Origin of the sequence: Nisaea sediminum (assembly GCF_014904705.1) — a bacterium.
In the GTDB taxonomy this organism is placed as follows: Bacteria; Pseudomonadota; Alphaproteobacteria; order Thalassobaculales; family Thalassobaculaceae; genus Nisaea; species Nisaea sediminum.
In genome coordinates, this window is record NZ_JACZCQ010000010.1 from 160,605 (window position 1) to 179,135 (window position 18,531).

General features: G+C 64.4%; 18 protein-coding genes. 8 read left to right on the plus strand and 10 right to left on the minus strand.

Translation table 11 applies throughout. The features are described 5' to 3' along the window. Window positions 1-6 precede the first annotated feature (6 nt). From tsaD to IG122_RS19590, 3 genes are read left to right on the plus strand one after another with little or no spacing between them, the layout of a single operon-like run. Window positions 7-1,089, plus strand: a complete 1,083-nt coding sequence (tsaD, locus tag IG122_RS19580) for a tRNA (adenosine(37)-N6)-threonylcarbamoyltransferase complex transferase subunit TsaD (RefSeq protein ID WP_226893770.1) — start codon at window positions 7-9, stop codon at window positions 1,087-1,089. Beyond that, the gene (locus IG122_RS19585) at window positions 1,086-2,102 is read left to right on the plus strand and encodes an NAD(P)H-dependent glycerol-3-phosphate dehydrogenase (protein ID WP_193187702.1); all 1,017 of its coding nucleotides are present in this window, start codon (window positions 1,086-1,088) and stop codon (window positions 2,100-2,102) included. The genes tsaD and IG122_RS19585 overlap by 4 nt, the downstream gene beginning before the upstream one ends. 20 nt (window positions 2,103-2,122) lie before the next feature. After that, a complete protein-coding gene (locus IG122_RS19590) occupies window positions 2,123-2,542 on the plus strand; it encodes an EVE domain-containing protein (RefSeq protein ID WP_193187704.1) in 420 nt (139 codons plus the stop codon). A 16-nt stretch (window positions 2,543-2,558) separates the two neighbouring features. Here IG122_RS19590 and IG122_RS19595 read toward each other — a convergent pair whose 3' ends face one another. The 5 genes from IG122_RS19595 to IG122_RS19615 all read right to left on the minus strand — a co-directional run bounded on the left by IG122_RS19595 (window position 2,559) and on the right by IG122_RS19615 (window position 6,121). Then, complete coding sequence (locus IG122_RS19595) at window positions 2,559-2,981, minus strand: GNAT family N-acetyltransferase (protein WP_193187706.1); 423 nt, start codon at window positions 2,979-2,981, stop codon at window positions 2,559-2,561. Between the two features lie 16 nt (window positions 2,982-2,997). Next, on the minus strand, window positions 2,998-3,711 hold the full coding sequence (locus IG122_RS19600) for a hypothetical protein (protein ID WP_193187708.1): 714 nt from the start codon (window positions 3,709-3,711) through the stop codon (window positions 2,998-3,000). Between the two features lie 39 nt (window positions 3,712-3,750). Then, entirely contained in the window at window positions 3,751-4,929 is a 1,179-nt protein-coding gene (locus IG122_RS19605; RefSeq protein ID WP_193187710.1) for an alpha-D-ribose 1-methylphosphonate 5-triphosphate diphosphatase, read from the minus strand. An 89-nt stretch (window positions 4,930-5,018) separates the two neighbouring features. Beyond that, window positions 5,019-5,348, minus strand: a complete 330-nt coding sequence (locus IG122_RS19610; RefSeq protein WP_319024939.1) for a lipid-A-disaccharide synthase N-terminal domain-containing protein — start codon at window positions 5,346-5,348, stop codon at window positions 5,019-5,021. Beyond that, complete coding sequence (locus IG122_RS19615; protein ID WP_319024940.1) at window positions 5,345-6,121, minus strand: glycosyltransferase family 2 protein; 777 nt, start codon at window positions 6,119-6,121, stop codon at window positions 5,345-5,347. The genes IG122_RS19610 and IG122_RS19615 overlap by 4 nt, the downstream gene beginning before the upstream one ends. A gap of 188 nt (window positions 6,122-6,309) precedes the next feature. On the opposite strand from IG122_RS19615, the gene IG122_RS19620 reads away from it, so the two are divergent. Both IG122_RS19620 and IG122_RS19625 read left to right on the plus strand, forming a co-directional pair. Continuing rightward, window positions 6,310-7,572, plus strand: coding sequence for a TIGR04372 family glycosyltransferase (locus tag IG122_RS19620; protein ID WP_193187714.1), 1,263 nt, complete (start codon window positions 6,310-6,312; stop codon window positions 7,570-7,572). An 88-nt stretch (window positions 7,573-7,660) separates the two neighbouring features. Further along, a complete protein-coding gene (locus IG122_RS19625; RefSeq protein WP_193187716.1) occupies window positions 7,661-8,140 on the plus strand; it encodes a tetratricopeptide repeat protein in 480 nt (159 codons plus the stop codon). A gap of 6 nt (window positions 8,141-8,146) precedes the next feature. On the opposite strand, the gene IG122_RS19630 is transcribed toward IG122_RS19625, so the two are convergent. Next, window positions 8,147-9,067 carry a LysR family transcriptional regulator gene (locus IG122_RS19630; RefSeq protein WP_226893771.1) on the minus strand — a complete coding sequence of 307 codons (921 nt, stop codon included), beginning with the start codon at window positions 9,065-9,067 and terminating at the stop codon, window positions 8,147-8,149. A gap of 128 nt (window positions 9,068-9,195) precedes the next feature. Here IG122_RS19630 and wrbA point away from each other — a divergent pair, with 128 nt between their 5' ends. Further along, window positions 9,196-9,828 (plus strand): NAD(P)H:quinone oxidoreductase, encoded by a 633-nt coding sequence (gene wrbA, locus IG122_RS19635; protein WP_193187718.1) that lies wholly within the window; start codon window positions 9,196-9,198, stop codon window positions 9,826-9,828. A gap of 228 nt (window positions 9,829-10,056) precedes the next feature. Here the strand turns inward: wrbA and IG122_RS19640 are convergent, their stop codons facing one another. Then, window positions 10,057-11,049 carry an NAD-dependent epimerase/dehydratase family protein gene (locus tag IG122_RS19640; protein ID WP_193187720.1) on the minus strand — a complete coding sequence of 331 codons (993 nt, stop codon included), beginning with the start codon at window positions 11,047-11,049 and terminating at the stop codon, window positions 10,057-10,059. Window positions 11,050-11,364: 315 nt separating this feature from the next. Here IG122_RS19640 and IG122_RS19645 point away from each other — a divergent pair, with 315 nt between their 5' ends. Beyond that, window positions 11,365-14,853: an indolepyruvate ferredoxin oxidoreductase family protein gene (locus tag IG122_RS19645; protein WP_193187722.1), complete on the plus strand. Its 3,489-nt coding sequence runs from the start codon at window positions 11,365-11,367 to the stop codon at window positions 14,851-14,853. Between the two features lie 52 nt (window positions 14,854-14,905). Next, window positions 14,906-15,664 carry a DUF3750 domain-containing protein gene (locus IG122_RS19650; RefSeq protein ID WP_226893772.1) on the plus strand — a complete coding sequence of 253 codons (759 nt, stop codon included), beginning with the start codon at window positions 14,906-14,908 and terminating at the stop codon, window positions 15,662-15,664. 278 nt (window positions 15,665-15,942) lie between these two features. On the opposite strand, the gene IG122_RS19655 is transcribed toward IG122_RS19650, so the two are convergent. From IG122_RS19655 to IG122_RS19665, 3 genes are all read right to left on the minus strand, one after another. Beyond that, window positions 15,943-16,581, minus strand: a complete 639-nt coding sequence (locus tag IG122_RS19655; protein WP_193187726.1) for an HAD-IA family hydrolase — start codon at window positions 16,579-16,581, stop codon at window positions 15,943-15,945. Window positions 16,582-16,591: 10 nt separating this feature from the next. Continuing rightward, a complete protein-coding gene (locus tag IG122_RS19660; protein ID WP_193187728.1) occupies window positions 16,592-17,356 on the minus strand; it encodes a class II aldolase and adducin N-terminal domain-containing protein in 765 nt (254 codons plus the stop codon). A 110-nt stretch (window positions 17,357-17,466) separates the two neighbouring features. After that, window positions 17,467-18,369 (minus strand): LysR substrate-binding domain-containing protein, encoded by a 903-nt coding sequence (locus tag IG122_RS19665; protein ID WP_193187730.1) that lies wholly within the window; start codon window positions 18,367-18,369, stop codon window positions 17,467-17,469. Window positions 18,370-18,531: the final 162 nt, after the last annotated feature.

Here is an 18,531-nt window from a genome sequence, read left to right on the forward strand (position 1 = left end):
ATGGCATTGGAAGAGCAAAGAGAAATTGGCGGAAACCCGCTGGTGCTCGGGATCGAGACCAGCTGCGACGAGACCGCGGCGGCGGTCGTCGACGGCGACGGGCGGATCCATGCCAATGTGGTCTTCACCCAGATCGAGGATCACGCGCCTTTCGGCGGTGTGGTCCCGGAGATCGCCGCGCGGGCGCATCTCGACCATCTGCGTCCGGTGATCGAGCGTGCGCTTGAGGAGGCCGGTATCGGTTTCGAGGCGCTCGACGCAGTCGCCGCGACCGGCGGGCCCGGGTTGATCGGCGGCGTGCTCGTCGGCACCATGACGGCGAAGGCCATCGCCATGGCGCGCGGCATCCCCTATCTCGCGGTCAACCATCTGGAGGCCCATGCGCTGACCGCCCGGCTGACCGATCACGTACCCTTTCCTTATCTTCTTCTTCTCGTTTCCGGCGGCCATTGCCAGCTCATCGCTGTGGAAGGACTCGGGAAGTACCGCCGTCTCGGGACGACGATCGACGACGCGGTCGGCGAGGCTTTCGACAAGACGGCGAAACTGCTCGGCATGGGATATCCGGGCGGTCCTGAATTGGAAAAGGCTGCAGAGAAGGGCAATCCGGAGCGCTTCGAACTGCCGCGGCCGATGGTGGGCAAACCCGGTTGCGACTTTTCCTTCTCCGGTCTGAAGACCGCCGTCCGGCAGAAGGTCTCGGCCCTCGGTGAGCCAACGGAGCAGGACATCGCGGACATTGCCGCCGCGTTCCAGCACGCCGTCGCCGCGAGCCTCGTGAACCGCTGCCGCAACGCGATCCAGGTTTTTTCCGAAATGCACGGGGCCGGACATGCGCTGGTCGTCGCCGGCGGCGTCGCGGCGAACAAACATCTCCGCGCTGCCCTCTCGGACCTGGCCGGGAAGAGCGGGATGGATTTCGTCGCGCCGCCGATCGGGCTCTGTACCGACAACGCCGCCATGGTCGCCTGGGCCGGGATCGAACGGTTGCGTGCCGGCGAGAGAGATCCGCTCAGCTTCGCGCCGCGCCCGCGCTGGCCGCTCGATCCGGGCGCGCCAAAGGCCGTCGGCGCTGGAGTGAAGGCATGAAGATCGAACGGATCGCCGTACTCGGGGCCGGGGCCTGGGGTACCGCGCTCGCACTCGCGGCGCGCCGAGCCGGCCGTTCGGTCTCGCTCTGGGCTCGCCGCGCCGAACAGGCGGAGGAAATGCGACGCCTCCGCGAAAACCGGGTCTATCTTCCGGGGATCCGCCTGCCTGACGAGATCGAGGTCACAAGCGACCCGGAGACCGCGATCGACGGTGCCGATGCCCTGCTTCTCGTCGTCCCGGCGCAGCATATGCGCGCGGCGCTCGCGGGATTTTCGATTGCGCCCGGCGTCCCGCTGGTCTCCGCCGCAAAGGGGATCGAGAACGGCACAGACAAGACCATGAGCCAGGTCCTCGCGGAGCTGCTGCCGGACAATCCGGTCGCTGTGCTTTCCGGCCCGAGTTTTGCCGGCGAGGCCGCATCCGGGAAACCGACCGCGGTCACCCTCGCCGCCGCCGACAAAGCATTGGCCCTGAAGCTGGGGGAGGCCTTCGGATCCGGAACCTTCCGGCCCTATGCCTCGACCGATATCGTTGGCGCCGAGGTCGGCGGCGCGGTGAAGAATGTGCTCGCCATCGCCGCTGGTATCGTGTCCGGCATGAATCTCGGGGACAATGCCCGCGCCGCGCTGATCACCCGCGGCCTTGCCGAAGCCACCCGTTTCGCCGTCGCCCTCGGCGGTAGGCCGGAAACCCTCATGGGACTCTCGGGGCTCGGCGATCTGGTGCTGACCTGCTCGAGCACGAGCTCGCGCAATTTCACCCTCGGCACGCGCCTTGGAAAGGGCGAAACGCTCGAGGATATTCTGGGCGGCAGCCCGTCCGTCGTCGAGGGCGTGTTCACTGCCGCCGCCCTGCACCGCCGGGCCCGCGTACTCGGCGTCGAGATGCCGATTGCCGAGGGCGTCGATGCGGTCTTGAACCGGGGCATCGATCCCGGCACGGTGGTGAAAGAGCTTCTTTCCCGGCCGATCGGCTGGGAGTTCGCGGACGCCGGACCGTCCGCTTCCTGACCGACAAGGAGACTGATCAGATGGCCTACTGGTTGTTCAAATCCGAGCCGAATACCTGGTCCTGGGACGATCAGGTCCGCAAGGGCGCGGCAGGCGAAGGCTGGGACGGGGTCCGCAACTACCAGGCCTCGAACAACATGAAGGCCATGAAGATCGGCGATCTCGGTTTCTTCTACCACTCGGTCAACGAGAAGCAGATCGTCGGCATCGTCGAGGTGATCGAGGAATACCATCCGGACCCGACCGATGCGAAAGGCCGCTTCGGCATGGTGACCATCAAGGCGGTGAAGCCGGTCGAGAAGCCGGTGACCCTGGCGGACATCAAGGCGGACCCGCGGCTCGAGGAGTTCGGGCTGGTGCGCCAGTCCCGGCTCTCCGTCGTTCCGGTCACGGCAGAGCAATGGAAGCTGATCCTCTCCATGGCCGGGACCGAGCTCTGAACGAGTCTTGCCCGTCTCAGAGTCCCTTTCGGAAATAGACGACCCGTTCCGTCTCCGCGAAGCCCCAGGAGGCGTGCGCCGCCTGCGAGATCAGGTTTTCGAGGTCAGCGTCCGAGCAGATCTCGCGGTACCCCTCGGCGCGCAGAAGCGTCTCGATATGTTGCAAGAGTGCGCTCCCCGCACCATGCCGGCGGTACCCGGGCTCGATCCAGATACCTTCCAGGAACGGCACCGGCTGTTCGGTACACCCGTTCGCGTACTCCCGGATGCAGGTCTCCGCGAAGCCGACAGGCGTTCCCGAAGCCGTCTCGACCAAAAATCCTGACCGATGCGCGACATCAAGCATCTTGTCGATATCGATCTCGTGTTCGGTTCCGGGATGGTGCTCCCACATACGACAACGCATCGCGAGCCAGATACTCCGGTCCGTGGCTGTCATTTCCCGGCATCTGAACTCAATCGTCATTTTCGTATTCACCGATCCTCACATCCGCGACCGTCTCGGGCGCACTCCCCGAAGCGAATTTCCGCTTGTACCAGAAAACCCAGAGCGTGATCACGACAGTGCCGGCGAGGGTCGGCGCGAGCCAGCGGGCAAGCGGCGGGAGCATCTCGGCATTGGTCACGAGAAAGGCAGTGACCGACGCGATGGTGCCACCGAGCATGCGGATCATGTGGGTGAAGAACCAGCGCGTTGGCTCGACTCTCGTAGACTTGAACCTGCGCAGGTCCAACAGGGCCATCAACGCCCCGATGCTGCCGAGTACCATCAGAACCGGCGCGAGGTCCGTGTACCAGTAGACCGCCCCGTAGGCCGCCAGCCCTGAACAGGCGATCAGCGTGAACTGGGCGGCGCCCTTGTCGAGCGCACCGGGCCGGAAACGCAGATCGGCGGATGCGGCGGGCTGCTTCAGGTAGAGCGCGCGATAGCCGCTCAGCACCATGTAGTAGCTGAAGATGCCGACGACCATCAGGAAGAGATCGTTGCTCCGTAGACTGAGCATGATGGCGCTGACGAAGACGCCGGTCATCGCCAACACGTAGATCCTGCCCGCGATCCGGTGCAGACGGCGGCCCTTCGGCGCGGCGACGGCGAAAGCGGCGGCGGCAAGCGAAAGCGCGCCGAAGACGATATGAGCGGTCAGCAGGAAGGGGGCAGGTATGTCCATCCGCTCAGTCTGGCATCCCGGTTGCCGTCGCGAAAGCGGTCAGGCAGGTGTCAGTCCCGGCACGGCGCCGAGCCCGAGATCGGTCGCTGCATAGCACAGCTTGCCGGCGACGAACGCCGCCACCGGTGTCGGCAGGCCGGGTTCGCTATCGTCGACGACGATGAGGTCCGCACGCTTGCCGGGCGCGATCGTGCCGCGGTCGGGCATATTGCCGACCCGCGCGGGGCCCGCCGAAACCAGCGACCAGGCATCGCCGAGCGGCAGCACGCCGTCGGCAACGAGCTTGAAGGCAGCATGAAATTGGGCCGGGTAGTAGTAATCCGAGATCAGATAGTCGCAGAGACCGTCCTCGATGACGTCGCGCGCGGCGACATTGCCCGAGGCGCTGCCGCCGCGGAGCACATTCGGCGCCCCCATGCCGACCGGGTTTCCGAGCGCACGCGCGGCCCGGGCGGTCTCCATGTTGACCGGAAATTCCGCGACTTCGGCACCGAGCGCGTTGTATCTCTCTCGCAGCTCCGGCGTATCGTCGTCGTGCGATCCGATCGGCACACCGGCGCGGCGCGCCACTTCGGCGATCGCCCGGACATTGGCCTCGGCCTCTGCTTCGCGGGCCCGGCGGGCCTTCAGCTCGGCGCGGAACTCGTCGAAGCTCATGCCGATGATATGGGACCAGCGCTGCATTCGTTCGGGGCTGTTGCGCAGCGATTCTTCGTATTGCGGCAGATGGTCGTTGAACACCATCATCGCGACGCGGCCGTCCTCGATCCATTTCCGCGCACGCTCCTGCTCCTCCATGGCGAAGATCTCGAAGCGGAGGTGGAAGCGCAGGTCGGCGCCGAACCGGTGCCGGGCGCGTTCGATCGCATCTAGGATCCGCTCCGCCGTCGCGCCGCTGCGCAACCGTCCTTCCCAGCTGACGCCCTGTGCGAGCAGTGCCGTGGTGATGCCGGAGGCAAGGATTGCCCGGTCCGCGTCCATCAGTGCGATGTCGATCGGGAACTCCGTGCCCGCCCTCGGTGCGAGGCTCCGTTCGAAACCGTCACCGTGCAGGTCGATGATGCCGGGAAGCAGCAGCCGACCGCCGAGATCGAGCGTCTTGCCGCGCCCTGCACCAGTGCCGATCCGGCGGATCTCACCGCCGTCTATCTGCAGCTCGGTTTTCTCGATCGCACCGCTCTCGAGCAGGATGCGCGCATTGACCAGGGTGAGTGACATGAAACCTCGGGCGGGCTGAACGTCGAAAGGAGGGAAGGTGTCCCCTGAAATGGTTGCAGCAATATGACAGACGGCAAATTACCGTCAGGTCAGTCGTCGCCGGCCTCGTCTTTCGCCATCGACAGGGCGACCCGCTTCTCGCGATGGATCAGGTGGAGGTTGCGGAGATAGACCACGAGACCGGTCGACTGGCCGACGATGAAGACCGGATCTTTTCGCCAGATCGCGTAGACCAGCATCATCAGGCCGCCGGCCGCGCTGAAGTACCAGAAGGCCACCGGCACGACGCTCTTGCGGCCGATCTCGCTCTTCACCCACTGCACGATGAAGCGCGCGGCGAACAGGGCCTGGGCGACGAATCCGAAGGTCAACATGACCATCTCTTCGATAGAGAGGTCGAAAAACGAGTCGAGGTTCACGTGTCGATTTCTTTCGCTTCGAGGCGTCCCGGACTGCGGCGCAGCAGCCATGCCACGCCCAGCAGATCGGGAATGCCGACCAGAGCCCGGCCGAGATTGGAATATTTCGACTGGCCGTGCCGACGGTGGCGATGGTTTACCGGAACCACGTGCACCGCGCAATTCTCCCGTTTCGCCAGCGCCGGCAGGAAGCGGTGCATGTGGTCGAAGTAAGGAAAGCGTAGGAAGGTCTCGCGGGCATAGAGCTTCAGCGAGCAGCCGGTGTCCGGATTGTCGTCCTTCAAGAGGAGGCGTCTGATCTTGTTCGCATATTTCGAGGCCCAGCGCTTCGAGGCGGTGTCGCGCCGGTTGACCCGGTGCCCGGTGATCATAACCGGGCGGGTGCCAGTCGCGGTCTCGCGGTACTTCGCGAGCAGCTTCGGAATGTCCGCCGGGTCGTTCTGCCCGTCGCCGTCCAGCGTCGCGATCAGCTCTCCTCGTGCCGCGAGAACCCCGTTGCGGAGCCCCGCGCTCTGACCGCAGGTCCGGTCATGCCTGATGATGCGGAGATGAGGGCGCGTCGCCTTCAAATCCGTCAGGATTTCGGGCGTCCGGTCGGTGCTTGCGTCGTCGATATAGAGAATCTCGAAAGAGCAGACGCCCGTCAGCGCCGCCTCGATCTCCGCGACGAGCGGGGCGATATTGTCGGCCTCGTTCAGAACCGGAACGATTATGGAGAGCAGCGGCGTCTCGCCGGTCTCCGGTCGGGAGCTTGAAAGACTGGAATGCGTCACGTCTGGCCTTCCGGCGCTGGCTGGTCCAGCGGTACTTAGGACGAAGGCTCGTCCCGATCAACCGGGAATGCCGGGCAGGAAGGTCTGCGAAAAGATTTTAGGCCATCACAAAAAGGCCTTTACCGGCCTGTCGCAGCGCGGCGGGCCGCGCTAGACTCCGGTATGATGCCACTGAAGAAGCGGGCTCTATGACGGACAGAAAGCCAGAACTCGCGTCGGTCGATCTCGATGCGACCCGGCAGATCTTTTCCGAAGAAAATCTGAAGGCGCTGGTTGAGATCATCGGCCCGATCTTGCAGCGCGGTGGCCGCACGCTCGCCTACATGCTGCCGGCGGCGTCCCGTATCGGGCACATGTGTCTCGAACCATTCTACCTGCGCAATCTCTATGGCGAGAGCCATCGGAATATCGCCGCGATCATCCACGACCACCGCTTCCAGAAGCACAGTTCCGCTGTGCGCCGGCTGCACGAACCGCGCATCGATTTTCTGGAAACCATGAACCACAAGCTGGTCATGATGGGGCATTTCAATGCACGCGCGATGGATATCGGTCCCCTGACCTGGGCGGTCATCTCGCCGAGCGCGCTGTTTCGCGATTTCGTGCTGCATCTGGAGAGCGGCGCACCGATGCGGCATCTTGCCGTGCCGGAGGATCTGCGCGCCGAGGGGCGGGCCCGATTCGCCGCCATGGGGTTCGACGATGGCCGCCCGTCTGTCGCCCTTCACGTCCGCGATACCGGATACCTGCCGGAGATGGCCTACCATCACTTCCGGGCCGCACGGATCGAGCATTACATGCCCGCGATCAATCATCTGGTGGCAAAAGGTTACCGGATCTTCCGCCTTGGGGACCGGACATCGGTTCCGCTCAACCACGAGAACCCGCTGGTGGTCGATCTTCCTCACCTCCCGGACTATTCTGACGTCCTGGATATCGTCTGCATCGCCGAGGCGCGGTTCGCGATCACATGTTCCTCGGGGCCCGAAGCAGTCTCCCGCATCCTCAACCGCCCGATGGTTCTGGTGAACGGCTACAGTCAACCGGACCACTGGCTGAACGCGAATGACTTGCTGCTGTTCAAGACCTACCGCGATCGGGAAACCGGGGCTCCCATCGGGTATGACGAAATGCTGCGGCGCGATCTCTTCCTCGTGAACACGGTCGAGGGGTTCGAGCGTGCCGGGGTCGTGCTCGAAGACAACAGCCCGGAACAGATTCTGGCCGCGGTCATGGAGATGGAGGCCCGTCTCGACGGAAGCTTCGACGCGGATCCGGAGCTGGACGCCCGATTCACGGAACTCGGCGCTTCTCACCTGCAGCGGTACCGCGCAAACCTTCCGGCTCGAGGGCCCGAAGAGCGAGACCATTTCGAGACCTATGCCTATGCGTTGCCATGGACTCGGTACTGCCAGTCCTTCATGCGCGAGAACCCCTGGTTCCTGGCGTGACCCGTTGCGTGCGAGGCGCCACATTTTTGCCTGCGGCATCGGTTAGGATGAGACCACTCATAGCGCCTGAGGGCGGGAGGAGATGGAGATGATGAGAACCGCATTGATCGCCGCCGGACTTCTGCTCGCCGGGCTACAACCTGCCGGCGCCGTGTTCCCGGAGACCGACAGCGCCGTCGAGCGCCCTCCGATCTGGGCGGCAGGCGTGAAGGCGATCGAGGACGGGGAATACGCCAAGGGCCTTGAGATCATGCGCTCCTTCGTCGAGGAAGATCCGAAGGACGCGGATTCCTGGTCGCTCGTCGGTTTCAGCCTGCGCAAGCTGAAACGCTATGTCGATAGTGAGCATGCCTACCAGCAGGCGCTTGGCATCAATCCCAAGCACCTTGCCGCGAATGCCTATGCGGGCAAGCTCTATCTCGAAACCGGCCGCGTGCTGGATGCGGAGAAGCGCCTTGCCGTGCTCGACGAACTCTGCAAGGCCGGGACCGGATGCGAGGACCGGGAAAAACTGGCCGGGATGATCGAGAGCTTCCGCAAGACCGGCAAGGTGAGCGAGGACTGGTAAGGTCGCTCAGGGCCCTTCGATCCCGAAATCCCAGTCGGGCTCGCCGCGGAACTTGCGGCTGAGGAAGTCCACGAACACCCGGACCTTGAGCGGCAGGTTCCGCGCGTGGGGATACATCGCGTAGAGACCGAACTCCGCGGGCTCGAAGTCGCAGAGGATCGGTTTCAGCCGCCCGGCGCGCACACTGTCCGCGCAGATGAAGGTCGGGATCTGCGCGATGCCGCCGCCGCTTTCGGCCATGGTCAGGATCGCGTCGCCATTGTTCGCGAGCGCCCGGGGCGAGATGCGGGCATGTTGGGTCCGGTCCCCGGCCCTGAAATTCCAGGACATGCCTTCGTTGAGGTAACTGTAGGCGAGATGTGCGTGTCCGGCGAGATCGTCCGGATGTTTTGGCTCACCGCGCTTCTTCAGGTAGTCCGGCGAGGCCACGGTGACAACGCGGACGGGGCAGAGCTTGCGGGCGATCAGCGAGGAATCGGCGAGGTCACCGATCCTGAGCGCGACGTCATAACCTTCTTCGACAAGATCCACCCTGCGGTCGTTGAGTACCAGCTCGACCGAGAGATCCGGATAGTCGAACAGGAATCCCGGCAACAGCTTCGCCAGCTGGACCCGGCCGAAAGAGACTCCGGCGCTGACCCTGAGCAGCCCGCTCGGTTTGGATTGCAGCGAGCCTGCCTCGCGTTCGGCCGCATCGACCTCCGCGACGATCCGCTGGCAGCGCTCGTAGAGCAGGGTACCGGATTCCGTCAGGCTGAAGCGGCGCGTCGTGCGATTGAGCAGGCGGGTCCCGAGATGGTCCTCCAGCGCGCTCACCTGCTTCGAGACCGAAGATTTCGAGATGCCGAGGCTTGCCGCCGCCTTCGAGAATCCCCCTTCCTCGACCACCTTCGCGAACACCACCAGCCCGGTCAGGTTCTCCAGCATATGTCTTTCCCCGCGCGACGATTGTTTCTGTCATGAAACAGATCGGTTCAATCTAGCTGGATTGTCCGGGGAGGGGAATGGCCTCAGGTAAGGGGCAGCAACCAACCCCCTGTCCGGAGACCGCAATCATGACCAAGGTCCTTGTCCTCTACTATTCCTCCTACGGCCATATCGAAACCCTGGCCGGCGCGATCGCCAAGGGCGCCGGCTCCGTCGACAAGGTCGAGGTCACGGTGAAGCGCGTTCCGGAGCTGATGCCGGAAGAGGTGGCGAAGAATGCCGGCGTCAAGCTCGACCAGGAAGCGCCGATCGCAGAGCCTTCAGAGCTTGCCGACTACGATGCGATCATCTTCGGCACCCCGACCCGCTTCGGCAACATGGCAGCCCAGATGCGGAATTTCCTCGACCAGACCGGCGGGCTCTGGGCCAAGGGCGCGCTGATCGGCAAGGTCGCCAGCGTCTTCACCTCGACCGGCACCGGCGCGGGCATGGAAGCGACCATTCTCTCCACCCTTCCGACCCTGGTGCATCACGGCATGATCTTCGTCGGCGTGCCTTACAGTGAACAGGCCCTGACCAATGTCAGCGAAGTGCGCGGCGGCTCGCCCTACGGCGCCGGCACCATCGCCGGCCCTGACGGCAGCCGCACGCCGAGCGAGATCGAGCTCAAGATCGCCGAAAGCCAGGGTCGCCATGTCGCGAGTGTCGCGGCGAAGCTGAAGGCGGGTGAAGCTGCGGGCGCGGTGGCGGACGCCGCTTAGAACAACTCTCCGGATCGTCATCCCGGCGCAGGCCGGGACCCAGAGGATCGTAGATCTCCGCCTGTCATCCCTGGGTCCCGACCTCCGTCGGGATGACGAATAGAGTGCCAAAAAAGGGTCGTCATTCCCGCGAACGCGGGGACCTAGGGATCGAGGTCGGTGCCCTACGATCCCTGGGTTCCCATTTGCATGGGGATGACGACCGTTTTTGATTTGAGGGGTTAGCGCTCACATCCCGTGATAGCGCTTGTGCCAGTCGACGAATTTCGGGATCCCGACCTCGATCGGCGTGCTCGGCGCGTAGCCGAGATCCCGCGCCGCCGGGTCGATGTCGGCGTAGGTGGCGTAGACGTCGCCCGGCTGCATCGGCTGCATGTCCATGATCGCCTCGACTCCGCAGGCCTGTTCGATCACCCGGATGTAATCCAGCAGCTTCACCGGATTGTTATTGCCGAGGTTGTAGACCATGTGCGGGCAGGCGCCGTCCGCGCCCGACGGCGGATTGTCGAGCGCCGCGACGACGCCTTTCGCGATGTCGTCGATATAGGTGAAGTCCCGCATCATGTCGCCGTTGTTGAAGACGCGGATCGGACGGCCTTCGAGGATCGCGCTGGTGAAGAGCCAGGGCGACATGTCGGGCCGCCCCCACGGGCCGTAGACCGTGAAGAAGCGCAGTCCGGTCGAGGGCACGCGGTAGAGATGGGCGTAGGAATAGCTCAGGAGCTCGTTCGCCTTCTTGGTCGCGCCGTAGAAGGAGACCGGGCTGTCGGTCTTCTGCTCGGTGCTGAAGGGCATCTCCTTGTTGGCGCCGTAGACCGAGGAGGAGGAGGCGTAGACGAAGCTTCGGCAACCCGCCGGACGCGCCATCAGGCCTCGGACGAATTCGAGCATGTTGGCATGGCCGACAAGGTTCGAGCGCACATAGTCGCCCGGATGATCGATCGAGTAGCGCACGCCGGCCTGCGCCGCCAGATGCACCACCCGGTCGATATCGGGATAACGCTCCGTCAGCCCCATCACCGCCGCGTCGTCGGCGATCTCCAGTTCCTCGAAGGTAAAGCCGTTGCGGCCTTCCAGCGTCTTCAGGCGCGCCTGCTTCAGGGCCGGGTCGTAATAGCTGTTCAGATTGTCGATCCCGACGACGCGCTCTCCCCGCGCCAGCAGGATCTCCGCCACATGCATGCCGATGAAACCCGCGGCGCCGGTCAGGAGTACCGTCATGAACCTCTTCCGGATCGGTGAAGAACCTTGTTTTCCGGGACTTCTTATGCCGGAACGAATCCGGGGCGCCAAGCATGCGAAACGGTAATTTCACATTTGTCCCTGGCGGACTGCCTCCCGGCATTTCGTTTCGCGCTCTCCCCGATTAACGAAAAACTGCGTCGTTCTGTCGCGCGGCTTTGTCGATTTCTTGCGTTTTTCAAACGCGCTCCCGGCGCCGATTGCCGCCCCCCGGCGGAGGGCATACCTTAATTACAAATGAAACAAATCGGAGCGTTCGGAGAAACCGGCGCCCGCAGCCACCGGGGAGAGACCATGACGGCACTCAAGTCCGTCGCGCTTGACGATAAATACGCCCTCGACCGGGGCAGGGTCTACATGACCGGTATCCAGGCCCTCGTGCGTCTGCCGATGGCGCAGCGCCAGCGCGATTCTGCGGCCGGTCTCAACACCGCCTGTTTCATTTCCGGCTATCGCGGCTCGCCGCTCGGCACCTACGATCTGCAACTCTGGCGCGCCCGCGACTTCGTCAAGAAGAACCACATCCATTTCGAGCCCGGCCTGAACGAGGACCTCGCCGCCACGGCGGTCTGGGGCAGCCAGCAGACCGAGCTCTATCCGGGCGCCAAATATGACGGCGTCTTTTCCATCTGGTACGGCAAGGGCCCGGGCGTCGACCGTTCCGGCGACGCCTTCAAACACGCCAATTTCTGCGGCACCTCGAAACATGGCGGCGTGCTGGCGATCGCTGGCGACGACCATGTCGCCAAATCCTCCACCATTCCGCACCAGAGCGAATACGCCTTCATGGATGCCTGCATTCCGATGCTTCATCCGGCCGGCGTGCAGGACGTGCTCGATTACGGTCTCTACGGCTTTGCCATGTCCCGCTTCAGCGGCTGCTGGGCCGGGCTGAAGGCGACGGCGGAGAACATGGACAGCTCCGCCTCGATCGAGATCGACCCGATGGCGCTCGAGATCCTGACCCCCGGGGATTTCGCGATGCCGGCAGGCGGGCTGAATGTGCGCTGGCCGGATCCCTGGCTCGAGCAGGAGAAGCGGCTGCACGATTTCAAGCTGCCCGCCGTGCTCGCCTTCGCCCGCGCCAACCGCCTCGACAAGGTGATGCTCGGCAGCGCCAAGCCGCGGATCGGCATCGTCACCGTCGGCAAGTCCTATCTCGACGTGCGCCAGGCGCTGGACGATCTGGGAATCTCGGACCGGGAGGCGGCTGAGCTTGGCCTTGCGATCTACAAGGTCGCGATGCCCTGGCCGCTGGAGCCGGAAGGCCTGAAGGAATTCGCCGACGGGCTCGAGGAACTGATCGTGATCGAGGAGAAGCGCCCGCTGATCGAGGATCAGGCAAAGGCGATCCTCTACGAACTGAACGGCCGCGGCCCGAAGATCGTCGGCAAGAAGGACGAGTCCGGCGCCACGATCATGCCGACCAACGGCGAGCTCTCCGCCGGGAAGATCGCACGCGTGTTGGCTCGCCGTCTGCTCGGCCTGCACGATCATACGCGCCTCCGCGAACGGCTCGAGTTTCTCGACGGCCACAAGAAGGACGCGATCGAACCCGCGACCGACTTCCAGCGCATTCCCTATTTCTGCTCCGGCTGCCCGCACAACACCTCGACCAAGCTGCCGGATGGCAGCCTGTCCTTCGCCGGGATCGGCTGCCACTTCCTCGCGAGCTGGATGCCGGAACGCGAGACCAAGACCTTCACCCAGATGGGAGCGGAGGGCACGCCCTGGATCGGCATGGCGCCTTTCACCGAGCACAAGCACATGTTCGTCAACCTGGGCGACGGCACCTACACCCATTCCGGGCTGCTGGCGATCCGCGCGGCGGTCGCGGCCAAGATCAACATCACCTACAAGATTCTCTACAACGACGCCGTTGCGATGACCGGCGGGCAGCCTGCGGAAGGCGCCTTTTCGGTGCTGGAGATCGCGAACCAGGTCGCCGCCGAGCGCGTCTCGGCCCTGCGCATCGTCACCGATGAGCCGGAGAAATATCCGCTCGGCACCCACTGGCCGGACTTCGCCACCCTGCACCACCGCGACGAGCTCGACGCTGTGCAGAAGGAACTGCGCGAGACCGAGGGCGTCACCATCATTCTCTATGACCAGACCTGCGCCACCGAGAAGCGCCGCCGCCGGAAACGTGGCCTGATGCCGGAGCCGGCGAAGAGGCTCTACATCAACCAGCAGGTCTGTGAGGGCTGCGGCGATTGCGGTGTGCAGTCGAACTGCGTTTCGCTGACCCCGGTCGAGACCGAGTTCGGCCGCAAGCGCGCGATCGACCAGAGCTCCTGCAACAAGGATTATTCCTGCGCCAAGGGCTTCTGCCCGAGCTTCGTCAATGTGATCGGCGGGCAGATCCGGAAGAAGACCGGGATCCAGCCGGCGGCGCGGCCGACCGAAGTCTTCCCGGTCCTGCCGGAACCGGCGGTCCCGGCGCTGAAGGAGCCCTACAACATCCTCATCACCGGCATCGGCGGCACCGGCGTGGTGACCATCGGCGCCCTCCTGGGCATGGCGGCTCATCTGGAGAACAAGGGCGTCACCGTGCTCGATCAGATCGGCCTCGCGCAGAAGAACGGATCGGTAATCAGCCATGTGCGTCTTGCGGCCCAGCCGGACGAACTGCACGCGGTCCGCATCGCCGCCGGCTCGGCCGACCTGATGCTGGCTTGCGACATGATCACCGCCGCGGGCGCAGAGAGTCTCTCCAAGGTCAGCCTCGGTGAGACCACGGCGATCGTGAACACGCAGGCGACCATGAACGGTGCCTTCACCCAGAACCCGGACCTGCAGTTCCCCGCGGAAACGGTGAAATCGGCGCTGAGGAAGGCTTGCGGCGAGAACTCGACCCATTTCCTCGACGCCAACCGGATCGCGACGGCCCTGCTCGGAGACAGCATCGCCTCCAATCTCTTCGTGTTGGGCTATGCCTACCAGCTCGGCCTGATCCCGCTTTCGGGCGCCGCGATCGAGCGGGCGGTGGAACTGAACGGCGTCGCCGTCGAGTTCAACAAGAAGGCGTTCCTCTGGGGCCGTCGGGCCGCGCACGATCTCGCCGCGGTGGAAAAGGCGGCCGCGCCGGTCACCGAAGAGCCCAAGCATCTCGAACTCTCGAAGAGCGTCGACGAGGAAATTGAGCGCCGGGTTGCGGAACTGACCGCCTATCAAGATGCCGCCTACGCCGCCCGCTACAAGGGATTGGTCGAGAAGGTCCGAGAGGCCGAGCGGAAAGCATTGCCGGGCACGGACAGCCTGACCGAGGCGGTCGCCCGCTACGCCTTCAAGCTGATGGCCTACAAGGACGAATACGAGGTCGCACGGCTCTATACCGATCCGGCCTTCCGCCAGCAGCTCGACGAGCAGTTCGAAGGCGACTTCAAGCTCGAGGTCAATCTCGCGCCGCCGATGCTGGCGCAGCGGGATCCGGAAACGGGGCACCTGAAGAAGCGCGCCTACGGGCCGTGGATCTTCACCGCGTTCCGCTTCCTCACGGCCCTCAAGGGGCTCCGCGGCACCGCTTTCGACCCCTTCGGCAAGACCGAGGAACGGAAGACCGAGCGCCGCCTGATCGAGGAATACTTCGCGGACATGGACCAGGTCGCGGCCGCACTCTCGGCGGACAATCACGCCGCTGCCGTCGCGCTGGCGAAGGTGCCGGAACATATCCGGGGCTACGGCCACGTGAAGGAACGGCACCTGAAGGACGCCGCCCGTCGGCGCATCGAGGCGCTCGAGGCCTTCCGTCATCCGGAGCCGAGCCGGAGCGCCGCCGAGTAGTAGGGCTTGCAACGGGCGGCGCCGCGCCCATTTCATACCGATGGTTCGCGGATTGAAACGGCTGCAGCGCCTCACCCTCTTCTGCCTCGCGCTGACATTGCTGCTCGGGCTCCCCCTTGCGGCGAGCGCGGTCAACCGGCTGACGGAGGGACCGACGCACTGGAGCCAGGCACGCCGTGATTCTTCGGGGCTTGCGCCGAAACCCGAGGAGACGCCGGAAGCGGTGGTGCAGGTCTATGCCGGCCGTGCCTGGAGCTGGCGCGGAATCTTCGGGGTGCATACGTGGTTCGCGGTGAAGCCGCCCAATGCCTCGGAATATACCCGGCTCGAAGTTATGGGCTGGCAGCTCCGCTACGGGTCCACGGCGGTCCGGGTGCGGAACGGCACGCCGGACGGCTACTGGTTCGGCTCGGAGCCCGAGTTGCTGGCGGAAGTCCGCGGCACCGAGGCGGAGATCCTGATTCCCCGTATTCTCGCCGCCGCCGAGAGCTATCCCCACGCGGACGCCTACCGGATCTGGCCCGGTCCCAACAGCAACACCTTCACCGCCCATATCGCCCGGCAGGTGCCGGAACTCAGCCTCGACCTGCCGCCGACCGCGATCGGCAAGGATTTCATTCCCGAAGGAGGTCTGGTCGCCAAGGCGCCGAGCGGGACCGGATTCCAGGTCTCGCTGCTGGGGCTTGTGGGAGTGATGCTCGCCGTCGAGGAAGGGATCGAGCTCAACGTGCTCGGTCTGACGCTCGGCGTGGACGTCATGAAACCCGCGCTGAAACTCCCGGGCATCGGCCGGATCGGGTTTCCGAACTAGTCTCCCGCCGCTTTTCCAACTCAAAAAAATGTCGTCATCCCCAAGCAAGTGGGGACCCAGGGAAGACGAGCGACGCTCTGCGATCACCGGGGCCACGAAAGTCTCAAACGAAGTGCAACACCCGACTTAGGTGTTGTCATGGGACGCAGCTATGAACAGTTCACGCTGGATGACCTACGTGAGATTTCTCGGCTTCATGAAGCCGAGAAATCGTATTGGCAAATTGCGGCAGCTCTGGATCGCGCGCCATCGAGCTCGGGCTCTGGAAGCTTATCTGTCTAGTGGGCCATCTTCTCCTCGACCATGGCCGTCAAGAGGGACATATCATCGAAGGCCTCCGCCTCCGGATGCGCCGTCGTGACATTGTGCGGGAGAAAGTGAAAGGCTGTCATGCCGGCGGAGAGCGCGGCCCGAACGCCGACTTCGCTATCCTCGACCACAACACACTGTTCGGGTGCAAAACCCATTTTCCGGGCGGCGTGGAGAAACAGACCCGGCTCCGGTTTCCAGACGCCGATTTCGTACGAACTGAAGAGATTCGATCCGAAATAGGAGGCAAGTCCGCTGACCTCGAGCGCCTGCCGGATTTTGGGCAGCGGCCCGCTCGACGCAATGCAGCGGGGGCAATTCAAGTCGTCCAGCATATCAATCACGCCGGGCATTGCGCGCAGATCGCGGTCGAACAGCGCCGACACATGCGCACGGTATGTCGTCTCGAAACTCTCCGGCAGGCGCCTGCCGATCTGGCTCTCGAGGTCCCTGAGGATCGAAGCGAGCTGCTTCCCTCGGTAGCGGTTCACGAGCCTCTCGACCGGTTGCGTCAAATCCGGAAGGAGGTCAAGGAATGCCTGATTGCAGAGGGTTTCGCTATCGACCAGCGTGCCGTCGAGATCGAAAATTATGCAGATTTCCGGCAAGGGGTCTCTCTCATCTCGCGTAGCTGGAACCCTCCTCGTCGAGGATCGCTTTCAGTTCGTCGAGATGCTGGTCCGCCTGGCCCGGGTAATCCTCCAGCTCCTGCGCCGTCTTCTCCGCGATCTCGTCCGGCATCACGCGGAGTTCCCTGCCGGTCTGCAGGGCGCGGATATAGGTCTCCGCCGCTCGCTCGAAGTAATAGAGCCGGTTGAAGGTGTCTGCGACCGTGTCTCCGATGACCAGGATGCCGTGATTGCCCATCACCATGACCTTCACCTTCGGGTCGGTCAGCATCGCGGCGCAGCGCTCGCCTTCTTCCTCGAAGGCGAGGCCGCCATACTGCTCGTCGATCACCATCCGGTTGTAGAAGGTCGCACAATTCTGGTCGATCGGCGGCAGCCGGCTGTCCTTCAGGCTGGCGAGCACGGTGGCGTGGATCGAATGCACATGCATGACGCAGCGAGCGTGCGGGCAGCGCCGGTGGACCGAGCCGTGCAGGCCCCAGGCGGTCGGATCGGGTGCGCCCGGACGGTTCAGCACTTCGGGATCGTTCGCGTCCAGCTCCAGCAGGTCCGAGGCCTTGATGCGGGCAAAATGCATCTGGTTCGGATTCATCAGGAAGCGGGTGCTGTCCTCGTTCACCGCGAGGGAGAAATGGTTTGCGACGCCCTCGTGCATGCCGAGCCGCGCGGTCCAGCGGAAGGCGGTGGCGAGGTCGACGCGCTCGGGCCAGTAGCCGAGATTGCTTTTCGGAGTGAGGGCGACGGGGCTGGTCATGGGATGTCTCGCGGCGGGTGAAATGGTTGGGCTCAGCCTGCCGTTCGCGCGCGCGTTTCGCTACCGCAAAAATGCGGAAGCTGCGATTAGCGGGGGTTATGATCCGGCCGTCATCCGAAGCGTGCTCCGATCTCCGTCAGCCACGCGAGCATCCGGCCCGTTGCGGCATCGCCCGAACGGTCATGTGCGGTCACGGCATGGAACGCGTTCTCGGGATGAAGCGGGGCGTCGACCGGGGCGACCAGCCGCCCTTCGGCCTCGTAGCCGCCTGTGATCGAGCGCCAGCCGAGGGCGAGGCCGCGCCCGGCGAGGGCAGCCTGCGTCGCCTGCACATAATTCGAGAAGCGGAGCTGCACCGGACCGCTCGGACGCCCGAGGCCGAGTGTGGCGAGATAGTCGGACCAGCCGAGCCAGCGGGCATCGGTGGTCTCGACATGGATCAGCGGCGCCGCGTGCAGGGTCTCGGGCGTCAGTGCGAGGGTGGTGGCGAGGGTCGGGGTGCAGACCGGCTCGATACGTTCCGCAAAGAGATGGGTGACCTGTCCGTCGTTCCATGTGCCGTCGCCGAAACGGATCGCGATATCGATATCGCCGGTGATGGAGGGCGCGCCGCTCTCCGAGGTGATGACGTTGACCTGGATATCGCCGTGGGCCGCGTAGAAGCTCTCAAGGTTCGGCATCAGCCAGTGCGTCGCGACGCCGACAGAGCAGGCGACGGTCACCGCGGAGCCGTTGCGGGTGACGCGGCGGCGGATCTCCTCGACCGCGCCCGCGATGCGCGCCAGCCCGTCCTCGGTCGCGCGCAGCAGGATCTCGCCCTCGGGTGTCAGCGAGGCCGGCCGCGTCTCCCGGTTGATCAGGCGCGCGCCGATATGCTCCTCGAGCTGCTTCAGCGACTGGCTCACCGCCGGCTGCGAGACGTTCAGCGCCGCCGCGGCGACGCGCAGATTGTCGGAGCGGCAGACGGTCTCGAACACGCCGAAAAGGCGGAGCGGCGGCAGGTGACGCGGCATTCGATAAATCCATCTTATCGAAGCTTGTGATTTTCGAGGCTTCTCACGAGGCCGGACGAGGTTCAAGTTTTTCATGGAAAACAGGGGCTTGCGTGTCGATGTCCGGCCAGTTTCTGGCCTGAATTCGACATTTTCCGGCGAGCTTCTCCTTATGAAAGCGGC